General features: G+C 35.2%; 17 protein-coding genes. 12 read left to right on the top strand and 5 right to left on the bottom strand.

All coding sequences use genetic code 11. The features are described 5' to 3' along the window. The first annotated feature begins 90 nt into the window (after positions 1-90). The 6 genes from AACP56_RS16610 to tsaB are packed head-to-tail and all read left to right on the top strand — an operon-like array spanning position 91 to position 6,519. Complete coding sequence (locus tag AACP56_RS16610; RefSeq protein WP_339338553.1) at positions 91-795, top strand: ABC transporter ATP-binding protein; 705 nt, start codon at positions 91-93, stop codon at positions 793-795. Further along, complete coding sequence (locus AACP56_RS16605; protein WP_339338551.1) at positions 785-2,020, top strand: ABC transporter permease; 1,236 nt, start codon at positions 785-787, stop codon at positions 2,018-2,020. The genes AACP56_RS16610 and AACP56_RS16605 overlap by 11 nt, the downstream gene beginning before the upstream one ends. Position 2,021: 1 nt before the next feature. Further along, positions 2,022-3,284, top strand: coding sequence for an ABC transporter permease (locus tag AACP56_RS16600; RefSeq protein WP_339338549.1), 1,263 nt, complete (start codon positions 2,022-2,024; stop codon positions 3,282-3,284). Positions 3,285-3,319: 35 nt separating this feature from the next. After that, positions 3,320-4,468: an efflux RND transporter periplasmic adaptor subunit gene (locus AACP56_RS16595; RefSeq protein ID WP_339338547.1), complete on the top strand. Its 1,149-nt coding sequence runs from the start codon at positions 3,320-3,322 to the stop codon at positions 4,466-4,468. A gap of 31 nt (positions 4,469-4,499) precedes the next feature. Then, on the top strand, positions 4,500-5,825 hold the full coding sequence (locus AACP56_RS16590; RefSeq protein ID WP_339338545.1) for a TolC family protein: 1,326 nt from the start codon (positions 4,500-4,502) through the stop codon (positions 5,823-5,825). A gap of 19 nt (positions 5,826-5,844) precedes the next feature. After that, positions 5,845-6,519, top strand: a complete 675-nt coding sequence (tsaB, locus tag AACP56_RS16585; RefSeq protein ID WP_339338543.1) for a tRNA (adenosine(37)-N6)-threonylcarbamoyltransferase complex dimerization subunit type 1 TsaB — start codon at positions 5,845-5,847, stop codon at positions 6,517-6,519. Here tsaB and AACP56_RS16580 read toward each other — a convergent pair. The 4 genes from AACP56_RS16580 to AACP56_RS16565 form a co-directional block, all read right to left on the bottom strand. Next, positions 6,516-7,340 (bottom strand): mechanosensitive ion channel family protein, encoded by an 825-nt coding sequence (locus tag AACP56_RS16580; protein ID WP_339338541.1) that lies wholly within the window; start codon positions 7,338-7,340, stop codon positions 6,516-6,518. The genes tsaB and AACP56_RS16580 overlap by 4 nt on opposite strands. Positions 7,341-7,431: 91 nt before the next feature. After that, positions 7,432-9,459 carry a thioredoxin domain-containing protein gene (locus tag AACP56_RS16575; RefSeq protein WP_339338539.1) on the bottom strand — a complete coding sequence of 676 codons (2,028 nt, stop codon included), beginning with the start codon at positions 9,457-9,459 and terminating at the stop codon, positions 7,432-7,434. 132 nt (positions 9,460-9,591) lie between these two features. Then, positions 9,592-9,792 (bottom strand): dodecin family protein, encoded by a 201-nt coding sequence (locus tag AACP56_RS16570; protein WP_339338536.1) that lies wholly within the window; start codon positions 9,790-9,792, stop codon positions 9,592-9,594. A gap of 71 nt (positions 9,793-9,863) precedes the next feature. Next, a complete protein-coding gene (locus tag AACP56_RS16565) occupies positions 9,864-10,760 on the bottom strand; it encodes a NifU family protein (protein WP_339338534.1) in 897 nt (298 codons plus the stop codon). A 123-nt stretch (positions 10,761-10,883) separates the two neighbouring features. Between AACP56_RS16565 and AACP56_RS16560 the strand changes: the two genes are divergently transcribed. Then, the gene (locus tag AACP56_RS16560; RefSeq protein ID WP_339338532.1) at positions 10,884-11,906 is read left to right on the top strand and encodes a PorP/SprF family type IX secretion system membrane protein; all 1,023 of its coding nucleotides are present in this window, start codon (positions 10,884-10,886) and stop codon (positions 11,904-11,906) included. A gap of 49 nt (positions 11,907-11,955) precedes the next feature. Here AACP56_RS16560 and AACP56_RS16555 read toward each other — a convergent pair whose 3' ends face one another. After that, a complete protein-coding gene (locus AACP56_RS16555; RefSeq protein WP_339338530.1) occupies positions 11,956-13,137 on the bottom strand; it encodes a vWA domain-containing protein in 1,182 nt (393 codons plus the stop codon). A 209-nt stretch (positions 13,138-13,346) separates the two neighbouring features. On the opposite strand from AACP56_RS16555, the gene AACP56_RS16550 reads away from it, so the two are divergent. The 5 genes from AACP56_RS16550 to AACP56_RS16530 all read left to right on the top strand — a co-directional run. After that, on the top strand, positions 13,347-15,542 hold the full coding sequence (locus AACP56_RS16550; protein ID WP_339338528.1) for a tetratricopeptide repeat-containing sensor histidine kinase: 2,196 nt from the start codon (positions 13,347-13,349) through the stop codon (positions 15,540-15,542). Next, positions 15,542-16,273, top strand: coding sequence for a LytR/AlgR family response regulator transcription factor (locus AACP56_RS16545; protein WP_339338526.1), 732 nt, complete (start codon positions 15,542-15,544; stop codon positions 16,271-16,273). Before AACP56_RS16550 ends, AACP56_RS16545 begins: the two co-directional genes overlap by 1 nt. 11 nt (positions 16,274-16,284) lie before the next feature. Continuing rightward, positions 16,285-16,803, top strand: coding sequence for a gamma carbonic anhydrase family protein (locus AACP56_RS16540; protein ID WP_339338524.1), 519 nt, complete (start codon positions 16,285-16,287; stop codon positions 16,801-16,803). Positions 16,804-16,879: 76 nt separating this feature from the next. Beyond that, positions 16,880-17,764, top strand: a complete 885-nt coding sequence (fabD, locus tag AACP56_RS16535; protein WP_339338522.1) for an ACP S-malonyltransferase — start codon at positions 16,880-16,882, stop codon at positions 17,762-17,764. Positions 17,765-17,913: 149 nt separating this feature from the next. Then, positions 17,914-18,377 (top strand): Calx-beta domain-containing protein (locus AACP56_RS16530; protein WP_339338520.1); only part of this gene is annotated, 464 nt, incomplete at its 3' end.

Below are 18,377 nucleotides of genomic sequence, written 5' to 3'. Positions count from 1 at the left end.
AAAATTTTTAAACTTTTCTTGTAACAAATCAACAACTTGTAAGTCCTATTGACACAGGATTGCAAAATTCTGATAGCTAACAAACCAATCATGATAGAAATTAAAGATCTTCACAAATCCTATAAAATGGGAAGTAATTCCCTTCATGTACTAAAAGGAATCAATTTTTCTTGCGAAGCAGGTGAATTAGTAGCCATTATGGGGTCTTCGGGTTCTGGAAAATCTACTTTACTTAATATTTTAGGAATGTTAGATGAGTTGGATGAAGGTTCTTATAGTTTGGACAACGTACCAATTAAAAATTTAAGCGAGACCAAAGCTGCTCAATATCGTAATAAGTTCTTGGGCTTTGTTTTTCAATCTTTCAATTTGATAAATTATAAAAGCGCTATGGAGAATGTAGCATTGCCATTATACTATCAAAGGGTTGCTCGTAAAGAGCGTCAAGAAAAAGCCTTAAAATATTTAGAGCAAGTTGGACTAAAAGAATGGGCATCACATTTGCCAAGTGAACTTTCTGGGGGACAAAAGCAACGTGTTGCCATTGCTCGTGCTATGGCAGCGGAACCAAAAGTATTATTGGCAGATGAGCCAACTGGAGCATTGGATAGTACAACCTCTTATGAGGTAATGGATCTTATCCAAAAAATTAATGATGATGGTAACACTATTTTGGTTGTGACTCATGAGGAAGACATTGCTCATATGTGTAAGCGTATTGTACATCTAAAAGATGGAGTGATTGTCGAAGATAAAAAGGTAAAACAGGTTAGAGCCGCACAATATGTTCAGTAGGGATACTTGGAAAGAAATATTTGAAACTATTCGCAAGAATAAACTGCGTACCTTTTTAACAGGTTTCACGGTTGCATTGGGTATTTTTATCTATGTGGTTTTATTTGGAATGGGCAATGGATTAAAAAATACTTTTGCAAAGTTTTTTAATGATGATGCTCAAAATGTTTTCTTCGTTTTTCCTGGACGAACCACCATACCTTTTAAAGGCTATAAGGCAAACAGACAGATAGAATTTGAAAATGATGATTTAGAAGACATTACGGAAAATTTCCCAATGTTCTTAGAGTATATTACACCAAGAATATCTAGAGGGGCAATTGTTAGCTATAAAGAAGAATATGATAATTACACAACAAGAGCTGTTGGACCTGCACACCTATTTGCAGAAAAAACTATAATGATGAAAGGTCGGTATATAAATGAAACCGATGTTCTTAAGAAAACAAAATACGCTGTAATTGGTCGACTCGTAGAACGAGATTTATTTAAAGGTGAGGAGTCTATAGGAAAGTTTATTGATGTTGCTGGCAGTGCGTTTAAAGTTATAGGGGTTTTTCAAGATGATGGTGGTGATAATGAAGAGCGTAACATTTATATCCCATATACTACTCGACAATTAATTGAAAAGAACAATGATAAGATAGACCAAATCATTCTTGCCTTTAAGCCGGAGATTGGTTACGCTGGGGCAATGGCTTTTGAAGGAAAACTGGACAAATTTATTAGGGATAAAAAAATAATAAGCCCAGAAGACCCCAATGGAATATTTATTAGAAACGTTGCAGATCAATTTAAGCAAAACCAACAGTTTGCAGGGGTATTGCAAACTATAGTTTCTATAATAGCCTTTGCGGTCATTATTTCCGGTATGATTGGTATTGGCAACATCATGGTGTTTATGGTCAAGGAAAGAACTAAAGAAATCGGAATTCGTAAAGCATTGGGAGCAACTCCAAAAAGAGTGACAAATGGAGTGATATTTGAGGCAATATTTATCACTACTATATCTGGATTTGTAGGTATGATAATAGGTATTGCAGTATTAAGGTCCATAGGCGGTAAAACTCTTGAGGATGACTACTTTATCACGAATCCAGAAATCAATACTATGAATGCGATTTTCGTAACTATATTATTGATTGTCATTGGTGCGGTAGCGGGTTACCTTCCGGCCAGAAGAGCAGCGAAAATTAAACCTATTGTAGCACTAAGGGACGAATAAGATGAGACAGCTTTTTGACGGAAATACTTGGCAAGAAATTTTTCAATCTATTCGAAAGAATAAGTTGAGAACTTTTCTGACTATGATTGGGGTTTTTGTCGGAATCTATATTTATATAGGTCTTTCCGGAGCTTCAAAGGGATTGGACAATGGTTTTGAACGTCAATTTGAAACCATAGCAAAAAATAGTCTTTTTGCTTGGGGACAACGTACGAGCATGCCATATGCAGGCTTTAAGACAGGTCGCCAAATACAGTTAAAGCTTAGAGATGTTGAAGTATTGTATAATAGGGTTCCAGAAATAGAAACAATAGCGCCAAGAAACGTAAAAGGAATTTTTGGATCCAGCCCTGGTATTATAACACGAGGATTAAAGTCTGGAAACTATGCCGTTTATGGTGATTATCCAGCTTTTGCAGAAATAGCAACTAAGAAAATTTACGATGGAGGACGCTTTATTAACGATGAGGACATTGAGCAGGCAAGAAAGGTATGTGTCATTGGAGAGCGAACGCAAAAAGAGCTTTTTGAAGAAGATGAAGACCCTATTGGAGGATATATAAGAATTGATAATATTTATTTTCAAGTAGTAGGTGTACATAAATTTACACCTGGAGGTGGCTTTGAAAGTGACAGTGATATTTATATTCCATTTGCTACATTTCAAAAATTGTATAATACTGGTAACAATGTTTCTTGGTTAACCATTGCCGCTTATGACGATGCAGATGTTATCAAAGTAGAAGAAGACATAAAATCAACTTTAAGAGGAATTCATAATGTAAACCCTAAAGATGAGAGGGCTTTTGGTTCTTTTAACTTAGGGGAGATTTTTAATAAAATTATGGGCTTTTCAAGCGGTATGACATTCTTGTCACTCATAGTCGGTGTCGCCTGTATTTTAGCTGGTATTATAGGAATTGGAAATATCTTGTTGATTTCGGTAAAAGAGCGAACCAAAGAATTGGGAGTTAGACGAGCTTTGGGAGCAACGCCTTCTGAAGTACGAAACCAAATTATTATTGAAGCCTTGGTGTTAACACTTTTAGCAGGAATTATAGGAATTATATTTGGGGCATTGACCTTAAAAATAATAGACTCTTTAACACAAGGCGGAGATTTTCCATATGCTAATCCCACTGTGCCAATTCCTTATGTAATTGGGTCACTTCTGCTAATGATACTATTGGGTGTTTTAATAGGTTTGATACCTGCCCAAAGAGCAGTTAGTATAAGGCCGATAGATGCTCTAAGAGAAGAATAAATAAATAACCACTATAGAAACTAAATTGACATAAAATGAAGAAAATTTTAAAATGGGTAGGACTGGGAGTATTGATACTCGGAGCTTTATGGGCAGCAGCCTTTTTTGTAAAGTCCAACAGTAAGTCAGCAGTAGAATATGAGACCCATAAACCTTTCATCTCTAGTATAGAGAAGAAAACCGTAGCTACTGGCAAGGTAATCCCAGAAGATGAAATTGAGATTAAACCTCAAATTTCCGGTATCATAGATAAGATATATCTGGAAGAAGGTGCCAAGGTAAAAGCTGGAGAGTTAATAGCTACCATTAAAGTAGTTCCTAATGAACAAGCACTTTATCAAGCTCGCGGTCGGGTTAATAATGCAAAAGTAAATCTCAGTAATGCTGAACTTGATTTCAATAGAAATAAAACGCTTTTTGATAAAGGAGTTGTATCTGCCCAAGATTTTCAGAATATTGAACTTACATACAATCAGGCGAAATTAGAGTTGCAAAATGCTCAAAACGATTACCAAATAATCTTGCGTGGTTCTGCTGGCGGCTCATCTAGTGCCAACACAAATATCCGTGCAACGGTTAATGGTACAATCTTAGAAATTCCAGTAGAAGAAGGGGATCAGGTTATTCAAAGTAATAATTTTAACGATGGAACTACCATTGCCTCAATTGCCGACTTGGGAAAAATGATTTTCGAAGGAAAAGTTGATGAAGGTGAAGTAGGTAAATTGGAAGTAGGTATGCCTCTGGAAATAAGCTTAGGTGCAATAGATGACAAAAAGTTCGACGCCAACCTCAAGTTTATAGCGCCTAAAGGAATTGAAGAAGCTGGTGCGGTGCAGTTTAAAATTGAAGGTGATGTTAAAGTGGATGAAACGGTGATGGTACGTGCTGGATATAGTGCAAATGCTTCATTAACACTCGAAAAGAAAGACAGTATTCTAGTTATATCCGAGGCGTTACTTCAATTTGATAGGTCTACCAACAAACCTTATGTGGAAGTAGCTACTGGAGAACAACAGTTTGAACGTAGGGATATCGAAATTGGTATTTCGGATGGAGTTAATGTAGAGATAGTATCCGGTCTTGAAGAAAATGATGAAGTAAAACAATGGAATAAGACCGAGCCCATTAAAAAGGGCTTAGATGATGAGGAAGGTGATGATTCCGAAGATACTACTGAATAACCAATTTAGAAACCAAAAAATCAAAAAACGAATGAGACATAAGTTAACCTTACTACTAATCATAGGGACCTTCTTTGCCGTAAATGGGCAAATGAAAAAATGGACACTAGAAGAGTGTGTAATCTATGCGGTCGATAATAATTTAACAGTAGAGCAATCTGAACTGGATTTGGAAAATGCAAAAATTGATGAATCCGACGCTCTTGGTGCATTAATACCAAATTTGAATGGTTCTACAACAGTATCTTCAAATACAGGACTATCATTTAACCCCGCAACAAATGAACCTACGACTAACACCATTTTTAATGTAAGTGCTGGGTTAAGCTCCAACTTAACTTTGTTTGATGGGCTTCGAAATTTTAAACGAATTCAAAGAGCTAAGTTAAATGGTATAGCAAATCAATATCGTTTGGAGGATATAAAAGATGATATCAGATTAAGTGTAGCAAACGCATATTTACAAGTGCTATCCAATAAAGAAGCTTTAAAAGTTTCTAAGGCACAATATGCAGTGACTGAACAAGATTTAAAGCGCACGAAAGAATTGGTGGAATCTGGAGTTTCACCAAGAGGGGATTTGTTGGAAATTGAAGCTACCGCTGCTAGCCAAGAACAACAAGTTGTTAATAATGAAAGCTTGGTTTTAATTTCAAGAGTCAACTTAGCTCAGTTAATGCAGATTACGGATTATGAAAACTTTGATACTGCAGAAGAGTCTTTTGATATTCCAGTCTCTGATATTTTGAGCAATTCGCCGAAAGTGATTTTTGATAAAGCACTTGGTTTTAGAAATGATATCAAGTTCTCCGAAACAAATGTCGATTTAGCTTCAAAGGATTTAGAAATTGCTAAAGGTGCAAGATACCCTACAATAACAGGTTTCTTTAACTACAATACCAGATATTCTGACCAGAACACTCCTTTAGGTGGCTTTTTTGATCAGTTATATATTTTTGATGGAATCTCTTACGGAGCACAATTGAACGTTCCTATTTTTAACGGTTGGAATGCGCGCAATAATGTTAGGCGTGCAAAAATTAACGTAGATATTTCAAAGATTCAATTAGACCAACAAAAGCTAGAATTGGAAACTAACATTCAACAAGCATATGTAGATGTTAATACTTTTCTAAAAGCTTATGAGGCGGCAGAAAAAACCTTGGAGGCTAGAAGATTGGCTTATGACTATGCTAAGGAAAGATTTGACGTTGGTTTAATGAACTCTTTTGACTTTAGCCAAGCACAATCCCGTTTGGATAATGCAGAAGCTAGTGTTGTGAGAACTAAGTATGACTATATATTTAGACTTAAAATATTGGAGTTCTATTTTGGTATTCCACTTTCACTGAACTAAAGTTATATTTGCGGTCGTTATGACCAAAATAATAAACTTAGAGACTGCAACAACAAATTGCTCAGTTAGCATTTCCGTAGATGGTAAGCTAGTTAGTGTTAAAGAGGAAAATACGCCTAATTATTCACATTCAGAGCAATTACACATATTCATAAAAGAAGCCTTAGAAGAGGCTTCTTTTTCATTTGCAGATATTGACGCCATAGCTGTAAGCAAAGGTCCAGGTTCATATACTGGCTTAAGAATAGGAGTATCTGCAGCTAAAGGATTGTGTTTTTCATTGGATTTGCCTTTAATTTCTATTCCAACACTGGAGAGTATGTCCCATCAAATAAAAGTGGAACCTAACGAAGTTATTATTCCTGTTCTTGATGCTAGAAGGATGGAAGTTTATTCTTGTGTTTTTAATCATTCTCACCATAAAATAAGAGAAACTAAAGCTGAGGTTATAGATGAAAATTCGTTTGAGGAGTTTTCTGGCTACAAAAAAGTTCATTTTTTAGGAAGTGGAGCGGAAAAAATTGAGACGTTATTAGACCATCCGAATTTTAAATTCCATAAGGAGGTTATTCCATCTTCAAAAGAAATGGCAAAACTATCGCAAAAAAAATTCGAAGTAAACGACTTTGAAGATGTAGCCTACTTCGAACCTTATTATCTAAAAGATTTTATCCTTCAGACCAAAAAAGCTTAGTTTTTTATACTGTGCATAACCCGCTGTGGGAATGGAATTTCAATCCCTGCATCATCAAAACGTAGTTTGGACTCCTCATGTACAAAAAACTTAGCAGGCCAGAAATCCTCATTTTTAGCCCAGAAGCGTAACGACAAGTTTACAGAACTGTCTCCTAAAGAACCGACATAAACTTCCGGCGCAGGTTCTTCTAAAATATGCTCATTATCAGCACAGATTTTAAGCAATATTTCTTTTGCAGTTTTAATATTGGAACCATAACCAATACCTACAGTATAATTTTCCCTTCTTATGGGTTCTGCATTATAGTTAATAACGTTTCCATTAGACAATTGTCCATTTGGTAATATTGCAACTTGGTTTCCAAACGTATTTAACTTTGTATGGAAAATAGAGATTTCCTTAACAGTACCGTCCACTCCTTGTGCAGAGATAAAATCTCCTATTTTGAATGGTTTAAATAACAGGATGAGCACACCACCAGCAAAATTTGCAAGCGAACCCTGTAATGCTAGTCCTACTGCTAAACCTGCAGCACCTAACATTGCTACCAGCGAAGATGTTTTTACTCCAAGTTGAGTGACAACTAATATTGCTAAAATTACTTTTAATGCAATATTTATAAAACTCTGTAGGAATGTTTCTAAAGCTGGGTCGTAATCTTTCTTGTTGAAAAATCTACGGACCATGCGATTTATAAATCTTACTATCCATAATCCTACAATAAATAAAATAGTGGCCAGAATTAAATCTGGAATAATATTCCATATCCAATCTATCGCTTTATCAATATGTTCTTGGTAATTGGTTAATTCTTTCATATTTGTTTTATAGTTATGGGGATAACTTAGAAAAAGTAAAAGCTTAAATCAAAAAAGTAGATTTAAACTTAGGTTAATGTTTCTCTTAATTTTAAAGTTGTTTTAACACTTCATCGGTAGTTTGCACTGGAAGCTTACAAGTACCTTCTATGCAAACATAAATTAAAGTTTCTCCTTCATTATACCTGCTTTTAAGCAAATCAATAGCCCCTTCTTTTTTTGAACCCACTAAAATACTGTTTGGTAAGTAGTTTTTTGAAAGCTCTTTGCCCAACTTTTTATAATCTTCCCCTACGATTGCTATTTCGTAAAAATTAAGATTTTCATATAGAACTAAATGTAACCAATTGGAGTACCCTTGGGCACTCTCATCAAAATTACTTTGAATGTTTTTAAGCATTTGATTTGCTAATTCCCCATACCCTTTATTCATATAAACTTTATGTAGTTTTAGCAGATTCTTACCCATAATAGAGTTAGAAGCGGAGATGACATTGTCGTTGGTCTCTATAGTTCTTCTAATTAAAGAGTCATCTTCTTCCGAAGTGAAATAAAATAACTTACTCTTATTGTCTTGAAAATGAAGAGTACAGTAGTCGGTTAGTTTTTGAGCATTTTCAAGCCATTTAATATCAAAAGTAACTTCGTAGAGTGAAATATAGGCTTCAATAATAGTCGCGTAGTCTTCTAAAAACCCATTAATGTTGCTTTCCCCCTTTTTGTGATTTCTATAAAGCCCACCATCAGCTTTCTTCATTTCTTTTTCAATGAAAGCTGCATTTTTTAAAGCTAATTTTAAATAGGATTCGTTTTCAAGATAACGATAAGCATCTACAAGGCCTTTAAGCATTAATCCGTTCCAAGAAGTCAATATTTTATCATCCAACCTAGGTTTTTCGCGTTTGGCTCTTTCTTCCTTTAAGGTTTTAAGATTCAGCTTAATTTTTTTATTGAGTTCATCTGCACCTATACTGTATTTTTCAGCTATTTCTTCATCAGATTTATCACGAATTAGAACATAATTTTCTTCCCATTCCCCATAGGAGTTGATATTAAAATAATCTTTAAAGAGTTCAAAATCGTCATTTAATAATCGTTGAAGTTCCTCTTTGGTCCAAACATAATAAGCGCCTTCTTCCAACTCACCATTTTCATCAAGACTATCCGCATCTAAAGAAGAATAAAACCCACCATTTTCATCAGCTAATTCATCAAGTACAAATGCAATAGTTTCTTCTACAACTTTTTTATAAAGCTTATTTTTGGTAACAGCATAAGCTTTGGAATATAGACTTACCAGTTGCCCATTGTCATAAAGCATTTTTTCAAAATGTGGAACATGCCATTTCGTATCTACGGAATAGCGCGAAAAACCTCCACCCACATGGTCAAAGATTCCACCATATGCAATTCTTGTTAATGTAGTATTCACATATTCTAAAACCTTTTCATCATTTTGTGAAGTACCATAATGCAATAAAAAGTCCATATTATTTGGCATCATGAACTTTGGGGCTCGTTTATACCCCCCTAAAAAAGTGTCAAAGTAAGTTGACCAGTTTTCTACCGCACCATTAAGTTGCTCAAGAGAATAATCGTCTGAATTCTCTTTATTTTCAATAAGATTTATGGATTGTATTCCCTTTTCCAAATTACTGGCGTAACCAATAATTTTGTCTGGATCATTCGAGTAAAGCTCTATTAATTTGGTCAGGGATTTAACCCAGCTGTCTTTTGGAAGGTATGTAGCTCCCCAAAATGGCCGTCCATCTGGCAATGCCACGATGTTTAAGGGCCAACCACCATTGCCCGTCATCATTTGGATAGCATCCATATATATTTGATCTACATCGGGTCTTTCTTCACGATCAATTTTAATGTTTATGAAATTCTCATTCATCATTTTGGCCACTTCCTCATCTTCAAAACATTCGTGCTCCATCACATGGCACCAATGGCATGCTGCGTAACCAATACTTATCAATAATAATTTGTTTTCTTCCTCTGCCTTTTTTAAAACTTCTGGATGCCAAGCTTCCCAATTAACTGGGTTATGGGCATGCTGTAATAAATAGGGGCTAGTTTCATTAATTAAAGCGTTGGTGTATTTATGGCTCATTTTTTCTTTTTTTTGGGCACAACCATTCAATAGGAATACTAAAACTAATATTATGGAAGAAAATCTTTGCATACTTATTTTTAAACATAAAAAAAGCGCCCAAAAAAGGACGCTGATTAATTTAAATGCTATTTACTTTACCTCAAACGTAATTTTTACGTTTACGCGATAGTCATCGATTTTACCATCTTTCACCGTTGCGCTTTGTTCATTTAAATAAACAGAACGAATATTTTTTACTGATTTTGATGCCTGTGCTACCGCTTTAGCAGCTGCGTCTTCCCAACCCTTATCAGAATTGGCCAATACCTCTATTACTTTTAAAATTGCCATAGTTAATGATTTTATAATTTTTCTCAATTTAATAAATAAAAGAGAAGAACTAGCTTAAAGAAAAGCAAAAATCATCCGTTCAAGGCGACAACTTCATTAACCTTGTCTCCCATCATATTTTTGAGCATGGTTTCTATGCCATTTTTAAGGGTAAAGGTAGAAGAGGGACAACCGCTACAAGCCCCTTGCAAAACTACGTTAACAGTTTTACTGTCTTCTTCATAAGATTGAAAAAGTATATTGCCACCATCGCTGGCTACTGCTGGCTTTACATATTCTTCTAAAATATCGATTATTTGTTGCGAAGTATCATCATAGATGGTTTTAGAGGTAGTTTCTGAACTTTTTTCTGCCTCTTTTGCCAAAGCCCCCTCGGAAACTACTTCTTTACCGTCAGCTAAGTACTCACGAATAAATTCACGTATTTCCATAGATATGTCCGACCATTCTGCGGAATCATATTTAGTTACAGAAACATAATTTTTGTCTATAAAAACTTCTTTTATATAAGGAAAATGAAAGAGCTGTTTTGCCAATTCGGAATCTTTAGCTTCATCAATGTTTTTAAATTCAAAAATAGTCGGTACAATAGCTTTGTTTGCCACATATTTCATTACTGCTGGGTTTGGGGTAACCTCAGCATAAATGGTAATTGCAGTCTTTTTTGATACCTCTTCCTCAATAACAACAGGTTCATTTGCATTTAAGTATTCGACCAGTTGTTGCGCAACCTCATCTTTCACATCTTCCCAAGTGACAATATCAAATCGTTCTAGAGCAATAAAATTCCCTGATATATATACTGTCTTTATAAAAGGTAAGTAAAACAATTGCTGTGCCAATGGAGAGTTTTTGGCTTCATCAATATTTTTGAACTCATAATTCTGCTTCACTAAAAAATGATTAGCTTCAAACTTTAGTATTGCTGGATTGTTAGTTTCAATTACGGTAATGTGGTATTCTTTCATTGCAAAAATTTGAGCAAAAATACGAAGTAAAAGCCACTTAGAATAGATATAATAATGTAGCTTTTATACCGTTATCTATATGATTAATCATCTAGCAACTGAATATATAGCCCCAAACACTTTATGAAACGTCTGCTACTGCTCTTACTTTTTATATCTTTTTTTTGTGCTGAATCCAAAGCACAAGAAGGTATCCCAGTATATTTTGATTATTTATCGGACAACTATTATTTAGTCTATCCATCCATGGCCGGTATTGGCGAGGGAGGAAAACTAAGGTTAACTGCCCGTAAACAGTGGTTTGATGTAGAAAATGCACCAGCATTGCAAACTTTTAACGCCCATTACAGAGTAGGACAAAATAGTGGAATTGGAGGTATTCTTTTTAATGATGCCAACGGCTTTCATTCACAATCTGGTTTTAAAGCAACCTATGCGCACCATTTACAACTTGGAGGAGATTTTAGGACCTTAAACCAATTGTCTTTTGGATTGAGTGGTACCATATTGCTGAGTAGTTTAGATGAAACAGAATTTAGGTCTGTAAACCCAGATCCAGCTGTTACAGGGGTTAAAAACACGGCGAGTTATTTTAATATTGATTTGGGAGTATCTTATAATTATTTTGAGTTTTACACTCATTTTACTGTTCAGAATGTATTGGCGTCTCAACGAAATTTATACAGAATTGGTAGGGCAGACCCTGATAACGTTCCAGTAATTGATAATTTAAGACGTTATTTAATTTCCGCAGGATATGTTTTTGGGAAAGGAAGAACAAGAATTGAACCCTCAGTACTTTTTCAACTCACAGAGTTTACCGAAGAGAAATCTGTAGACATAAACGCAAAAGCATACCGTGATTTAGGTGATGATACCACTATATGGGGAGGTTTATCTTACCGTAGAAGTTTTGATGGTGCCCAATTTATACAGAATGGAACTTTTGGGGAACAAAGATTACAACTTTTCACCCCAATAATTGGGGTTAACTATAAGAACTTTATGTTCTCCTACAATTACTCCTACCAGTCGGGTGACATTCGTTTTGATAGTGGAGGCTTTCATCAAATTACTTTAGGATATGATGTGGGTCAGAGTAACGAAAAACGATATGATTGTTACTGTCCTGCAGCTAACAACTAAAGAAAGCCCATCATTGCTGATAGGCTTGGTTTTTATATTCAATTTTATATTATTTCTCCCATTTGTAATTTTTCTTCGCAGCTTGATTTTTAATTGCTGTTAGCAATGCATTTTCGAGTTCACCTTTTTCCTCTTTTTGATTTTTGGCGATATACGCTTTTCTTTTAGCATTTAGTTCTTGAATTTCTTTTTGAACCTTTTGTCGCTCCGCTTTTTTTTCAGCAATATATGTTTCAATCTGCTTGTTTGTTTTGCCTTTTAGCTCGCTTGGCAAATCTTCTTTTTTTAGTTTTGAGACTTCAAACTCTTTATCTTCAGCTGCATCTACTAAATCCCAACTGGAATTATTATATAGTCTAGAGCTTTTGCTCACTGCTCTTTTTACTGCTACTTCCTCGGCCACTTCATAAGCATAAGAATCTTGCTGAGCTTGGGTTGCAACTTTTGATGCTCCAAGCGACCCATAACTGATATAAGTCTTGTTTAATTTGGAGTTCAATCTAATGATTATATCATCATATGGGGTAGCTACATGTACAACTTGTCTGTTGTGGTCTATGGCCATATATTCTCCACCTGTCAATTCAGCACCATTTTTCCATTTGCTGCCAACACCTTGGTCATAGTTTCCACAAAAAATAGTATTTACAATAACATCTTTTTCTTTGGCTTGTTCTGCTGCATCTGCATAATTAAGCTTGCCTTGGGTAAATGGCTCATTGCCGGCTATAAAAATCATTTTTAGGTCATCTGGATTTTTACCCCAATCGAGCTGCTTTAAAGAACTGTTGATTACTTGTCCACAATATTCTTCACCACCATTGGTAGTTAGAGAGAATAATTTCTTTGAAATTTCATCTAAATCCTTACTAAAGCTAATTACTTGTCTTATGTAGCCTTCTCTAGATGAGAGATTGTCATTGCCATACTCATAAAGCGCAATTTGAAGATCTGGTCTAGTTTCATTCCCACATTTTGCATAGGTGAATTCATTAACAATATCCCATAATTGAGATTTAGCCTGATTAATAAGTCCGTCCATACTATTACTGGTATCCAAAAGCAAAGCTATTTTTACATGCTGCTTAGCAGGCTTTTTGTCCTCAGGTAGTACCGCCTTAGCAATTAAAGTCTCATTTTTTGGTTCCTTAACTTTTAAATTGCAACTGTAGGTTGAGCCTATTGATAGTGCAAAGAACCCAATCGTTAATATGTAATTTAATTTTTTCATGATGATTTTCTTTTAAATTTCTGGGATAAAACTAGGATTGTTATGCCTAAAGAAAAATCTGGAATGAGCAAACAGGGTGTTTCAATGAGTATAATCAGATTTCGGTTTCGTAAAGGGTGTATTTCTACTGAGAATAGAGTGCTTTTGATGAGTTTGGCATTTTTTAATACCACTCAAATCAACTAAGTTTACTTTAAGTATTCTCATAAATGTTTAAAAAAACATACATACTATTAGTTGTTTTTATGGTTTCCCTGAGTGGTTTTTCTCAAGTAAGAAACCAAGCTCCTACATTTGAATTAGAAGGTTATGTGAGGGGCAAGGAAGACTTTGCACCTATATCTGGAGTTCAAGTTTCTACAGACAAAGGAAGTTTTGCCATAACCAATGCATTAGGTGAATTTAAGATCAGAGCAAGTATTGGTGACTTGTTGATTTTTGAAAGCCCAGAATTTGAAACAGTTCGTCATCGTATAACTTCAGACGAAGAAATTGGGGTGCAAGTTGAAAACTATTCAGCATCATCAAAAAACAAAAGTAGAAGCTCTAGAGCACTGTCCAATCATAGTATGTTTTTGGATTCTGCCAACCATTATAAAAAGATAGATATTGAAAAGAGTATTGATTTTGTTGCGCAGTCTATATCAGAATTAGGAAGTAATGCAAACAAAACAGCGTTGGTGAATTCGCTTAGGACACTTGGTGAAATCTATTTGTACCACAAACAATACGATTTGGCGATAACCAATTTTAAAGATGCCCAAAAAACTCAAAAAAATACTAAAACTACATTAAGTCTTGCGCTTGCATACATAAAGACCGGGGCATTTGAAAATGCTTTGGAAGAATTAAAACCTTTACAGAGGATAAGGAAAATGGTGCCTTATCAAAGAATACAGCTATATGAGCAGTTTGGTGATGCACATAAAGGCTTGGGCAATACAGCTGAGGCGTTGGAATTTTACCAAGAGGGGTTGACTATTGCCCAAAAAAATCAAGTCACTCCTAAGGTGACTGATTTAAACTCAAAAATTGCGGATGCTTATGCGTTAGATGATAGGGAAATTGAAGCACAAGGGTATTTTGATAATTCCTTAAAACTTGCCAAAAAGGAGACTCCTGCTCGTTCTATCCAAGAAAATGAAAAAGTTGCAGACTTTTATAATAGCTCAAATCGTTTTGGAGATGAAATTCAGCTTCGAAAAAAGAGCTTGGACGAGTTAAAACAACTGCCCAAAAAAGCAGTTGCAGAGAAAAAGGGAATTGTTGATGCAGATTCCATAACCTCTCAGCGGATAAATTATAAAATTGGTAGTGCTTACATAGCACAGGATAAGTTGAATGAAGCTATACCATATTTGCAAAGGAGTATTGTTGAAGCTGGTACGGAAGACGATTTAATAGTTCAAAAAGACGCTACTAGAAAGCTTTCGGAAGTATATGAGTATAAAGGGGATTTTGCAAAAGCTTACAATACGTATCAAAATTATGTGGCTTTGGTGGATACTTTATATGTTAGAAAGGAGCAAGAGATATCTAGGGCAGCACGTTTAAATCGTGAAATAGCTACAAAACAAAATAGAATTTCCAGTTTAGAACAAGAAAGACAACTGTCCCAAAGTAAGTATAGTTTGGCCTTAACGGAGCAGCAATTGTTTGAAGAAAGTAACAAAAGACAAAAATGGATTATTTATTCTTTGTTACTCGCGATGCTATTGTTTGCCTTAGCTGCGTTCTTTTATTATAGGAGCAATAAACAACAAAAACTAGCAAATAATTTGCTGGCTTTAAAATCGCTCAGAACGCAGATGAATCCACATTTTATTTTTAATGCACTCAATTCGGTCAATAATTATATAGCAAAGAGTGATGAACGTAATGCAAATCGATTTTTGAGCGATTTCTCTGTGCTTATGCGCACGGTTTTGGAGAATTCAGAAGAAGATTTTATTCCACTTTCAAAAGAGTTGGAACTTTTAGAATTGTATGTAAAACTGGAGCATTCGCGTTTTCCCGACAAGTTTGATTATGAGGTTAATATTGCAGAAGCTATAGATATGGATTCCTTTGAAATCCCACCAATGCTATTGCAGCCCTATATTGAAAATGCCATTTGGCATGGCTTACGCTATAAAGAAGAAAAGGGCTTTTTAAAAATTAATGTAGAACAGTTGACGAGTACCTTGCTTCAGATAGAGATTTTAGATAACGGAATAGGGAGAAAAAAATCAGCAAAATTAAAGACTGAAAATCAGAAAAAGCAGAAGTCAAAGGGAATGGGAAATATTAGAAAACGTATAGCTATTCTTAATGATATGTATAAAAACAAGGTTGATGTAACAATTTCAGATTTATTGGAAGATGAGACCGGTACAAAAGTAATTTTAAAGCTTAAAAAAGATTGATGCAATTAAAAGCAATTATAGTAGAGGACGAAGCAAATAGTAGGGAAATTCTAAGAGATTACCTAAATAAATATTGTAAGAATGTTGAGGTTCGAGGAGAAGCAGCGACAATCAAAGAAGGATTGGAATTAATTGCTAAGCAAAAGCCAGATTTGGTTTTTTTGGATGTAGAAATGCCCTTTGGAAATGCGTTTGATTTGTTGGACCAAGTTCCAAATCGAAATTTTGAGACTGTTTTCGTGACGGCTTATAACCAATATGCTATTGACGCGTTAAATAATCATGCTGCATACTATTTAATGAAGCCTATTAATATTGATGAATTGGTAAAAGCTGTGGATTATGTAGTTGAAATAAAAGAGAAAGAAAATGCTTTGGAGGGTAAGGTACTACAAACCAAGCTTAAAAAAGCAGATGGTAAGATTACGTTGCCGCAGCAGGATGGTTTTCAGGTTTTGGACGTCAATGATATTCTTTTCTGTAAAGCAGATGATAATTATACCGAGATTTACTTGGAAGAAAAAAGAATTGTAGTGAGCAAGACATTAAAATATTTTGAAGAAGCTTTAAAACAATTCTCGTTTGCCAGAATTCACAAATCATATTTGGTCAATGTAAACGAGGTAGAAAAGTATAAAAAGGGTAAAGGGGGGAGTGTAATATTATCAAACGGAAAAGAACTTTCGGTTTCAGCTTCTAAAAAGTCAGATTTACTCTCATATTTTAAATAGAAGAATATACTATGTTGATAAAACCTGTAAATGGAAAATCACCAGAAATAGGTGATGATTGCTTTATAGCAGAGAATGCTACTATAGTTGGTGAAGTTACAATTGGTGAGCAATGCAGTATTTGGTTTAATGCAGTCATTAGAGGGGATGTGCATTTTATCAAAATGGGCAATAAAGTAAATGTACAGGATGGGGCCGTTGTTCACTGTACCTATAAAAAGTCACCTACTGTTATTGGGAATAATGTTTCCATTGGCCATAATGCCATTGTTCATGGTTGTACTATTAAGGACAATGTTCTAATAGGAATGGGGGCTATAATTATGGACGATTGTGTTGTGGAGAGCAACTCCATAATAGCAGCAGGAGCGGTGGTTACCAAAGGAACCCATGTTCCCTCTGGTGCAATTTACGCAGGAATGCCAGCAAAAAAAATAAAAGAAGTAAGCCCAGAATTAAGTTCTGGTGAAATAGATAGGATTGCCAATGCTTATGTTATGTATTCTGGTTGGTTTAAGGATGATAATTAGCAGCCTGATTCTTTAGGGATATTCATTGATTAAGAATAAGATAAATCCTTATTTTTGGCCAACTTAAGATAACACTATGAACGCTTATATTTTCCCTGGTCAAGGTGCGCAATTTGTAGGTATGGGTTTAGACTTATATGAAAACCATGCTGTAGCCCAAGAACTTTTTGAACAAGCAAATGAAATTTTAGGATTCTCTATTACGGACATTATGTTCGAAGGAACTCCAGAAGATTTAAAACAGACCAAGGTTACCCAACCTGCTATTTTTCTTCATTCTGTAATATTGAGCAAAGCAATGGGAGAAAATTTTACGCCGGATATGGTTGCTGGGCATTCTCTTGGTGAGTTTTCTGCTTTGGTTGCCAATGGAACCTTGAATTTTGAAGATGGATTAAAATTGGTTACGCAACGTGCACTGGCCATGCAGAAAGCATGCGAACAGCAAGAAAGTACCATGGCAGCAGTATTGGGATTGGATGATGAAGTTGTTGAACAAATATGTTCTGAAATATCAGGCATAGTGGTGCCCGCAAATTATAACTGTCCAGGTCAATTAGTTATTTCAGGAGAGGTTGAAGCGGTGAATATTGCTTGCGAAAAACTTAAAGAAGCTGGAGCAAGAAGAGCCTTGTTGTTACCTGTTGGGGGAGCTTTTCATTCTCCATTAATGGAGCCAGCTAGGGAAGAATTGGCTGCGGCAATAGAGAACACAAATTTTAGTGAGCCTAGTTGTCCAATTTATCAAAATGTGACCACTACCGCAGTTTCTGTTTCTAAAGAGATAAAAGAAAACTTGATTTCACAACTAACCGCTCCTGTAAAATGGACGCAAAGCATACAAAATATGACTAAGGATGGGGCAAATTGTTTTGTTGAAGTTGGTCCAGGTAAAGTACTGCAAGGATTAGTTAGGAAGATTGTTAATGATGTTGAGACCAGTTCGGGAATCGTAGAATAGTTTCTAAAACTGTTAATTATTGTAGTTTATCTAGCAATCATGGATTTAGTCTTTTAATAAATAATAAAGCCATGATTTTTTAGTAATATTGATGACCCCACGACCAAGCTTAAAATAATAGTATTTTTCTGACAATCAAGAAAATAACAATGCCCTACACGAGGAATAACAGACTAATCTCCGCAGTATTTGAGAATGCTAGGCTCTTTTCGTTCTTAAGTTTTTTTATACTCTGTTTTGCTAGTAGTTTTGGACAAGCTGTTAGTATAGCAAATACAACAAATGGTTCAGAAAATGGAGTAGGTGTAGTTACCGATGGAATACTTACAGTAACTCAAACATTACCAACAGCTGTAAACACAGTTGTCACTTATTCAGTAGCGGGTACTGCAACATCTGGAGTGGATTTTACGGCTTTAAGTGGTACCGTTACTATTATTGCTCCTGCTACTTCAGCCACAATTACAATTCCTGTTTTAGAAGATGTTTTAAATGAATTGAATGAGACTGTAATTATTAATTTAACTGGAGTAAGTGGAAGTATAGCAACACTTGATCCGACTCCAGCGAATACTACTGCAACAAATACGATTATCGATGATGATGATGTTAC

Source organism: Croceitalea sp. MTPC6 (genome assembly GCF_036985525.1).
In the GTDB taxonomy this organism is placed as follows: domain Bacteria; phylum Bacteroidota; class Bacteroidia; order Flavobacteriales; family Flavobacteriaceae; genus Croceitalea.
Note: the sequence above shows the minus strand (reverse complement) of the source record. Positions and strands in the feature narration are given on the sequence as shown.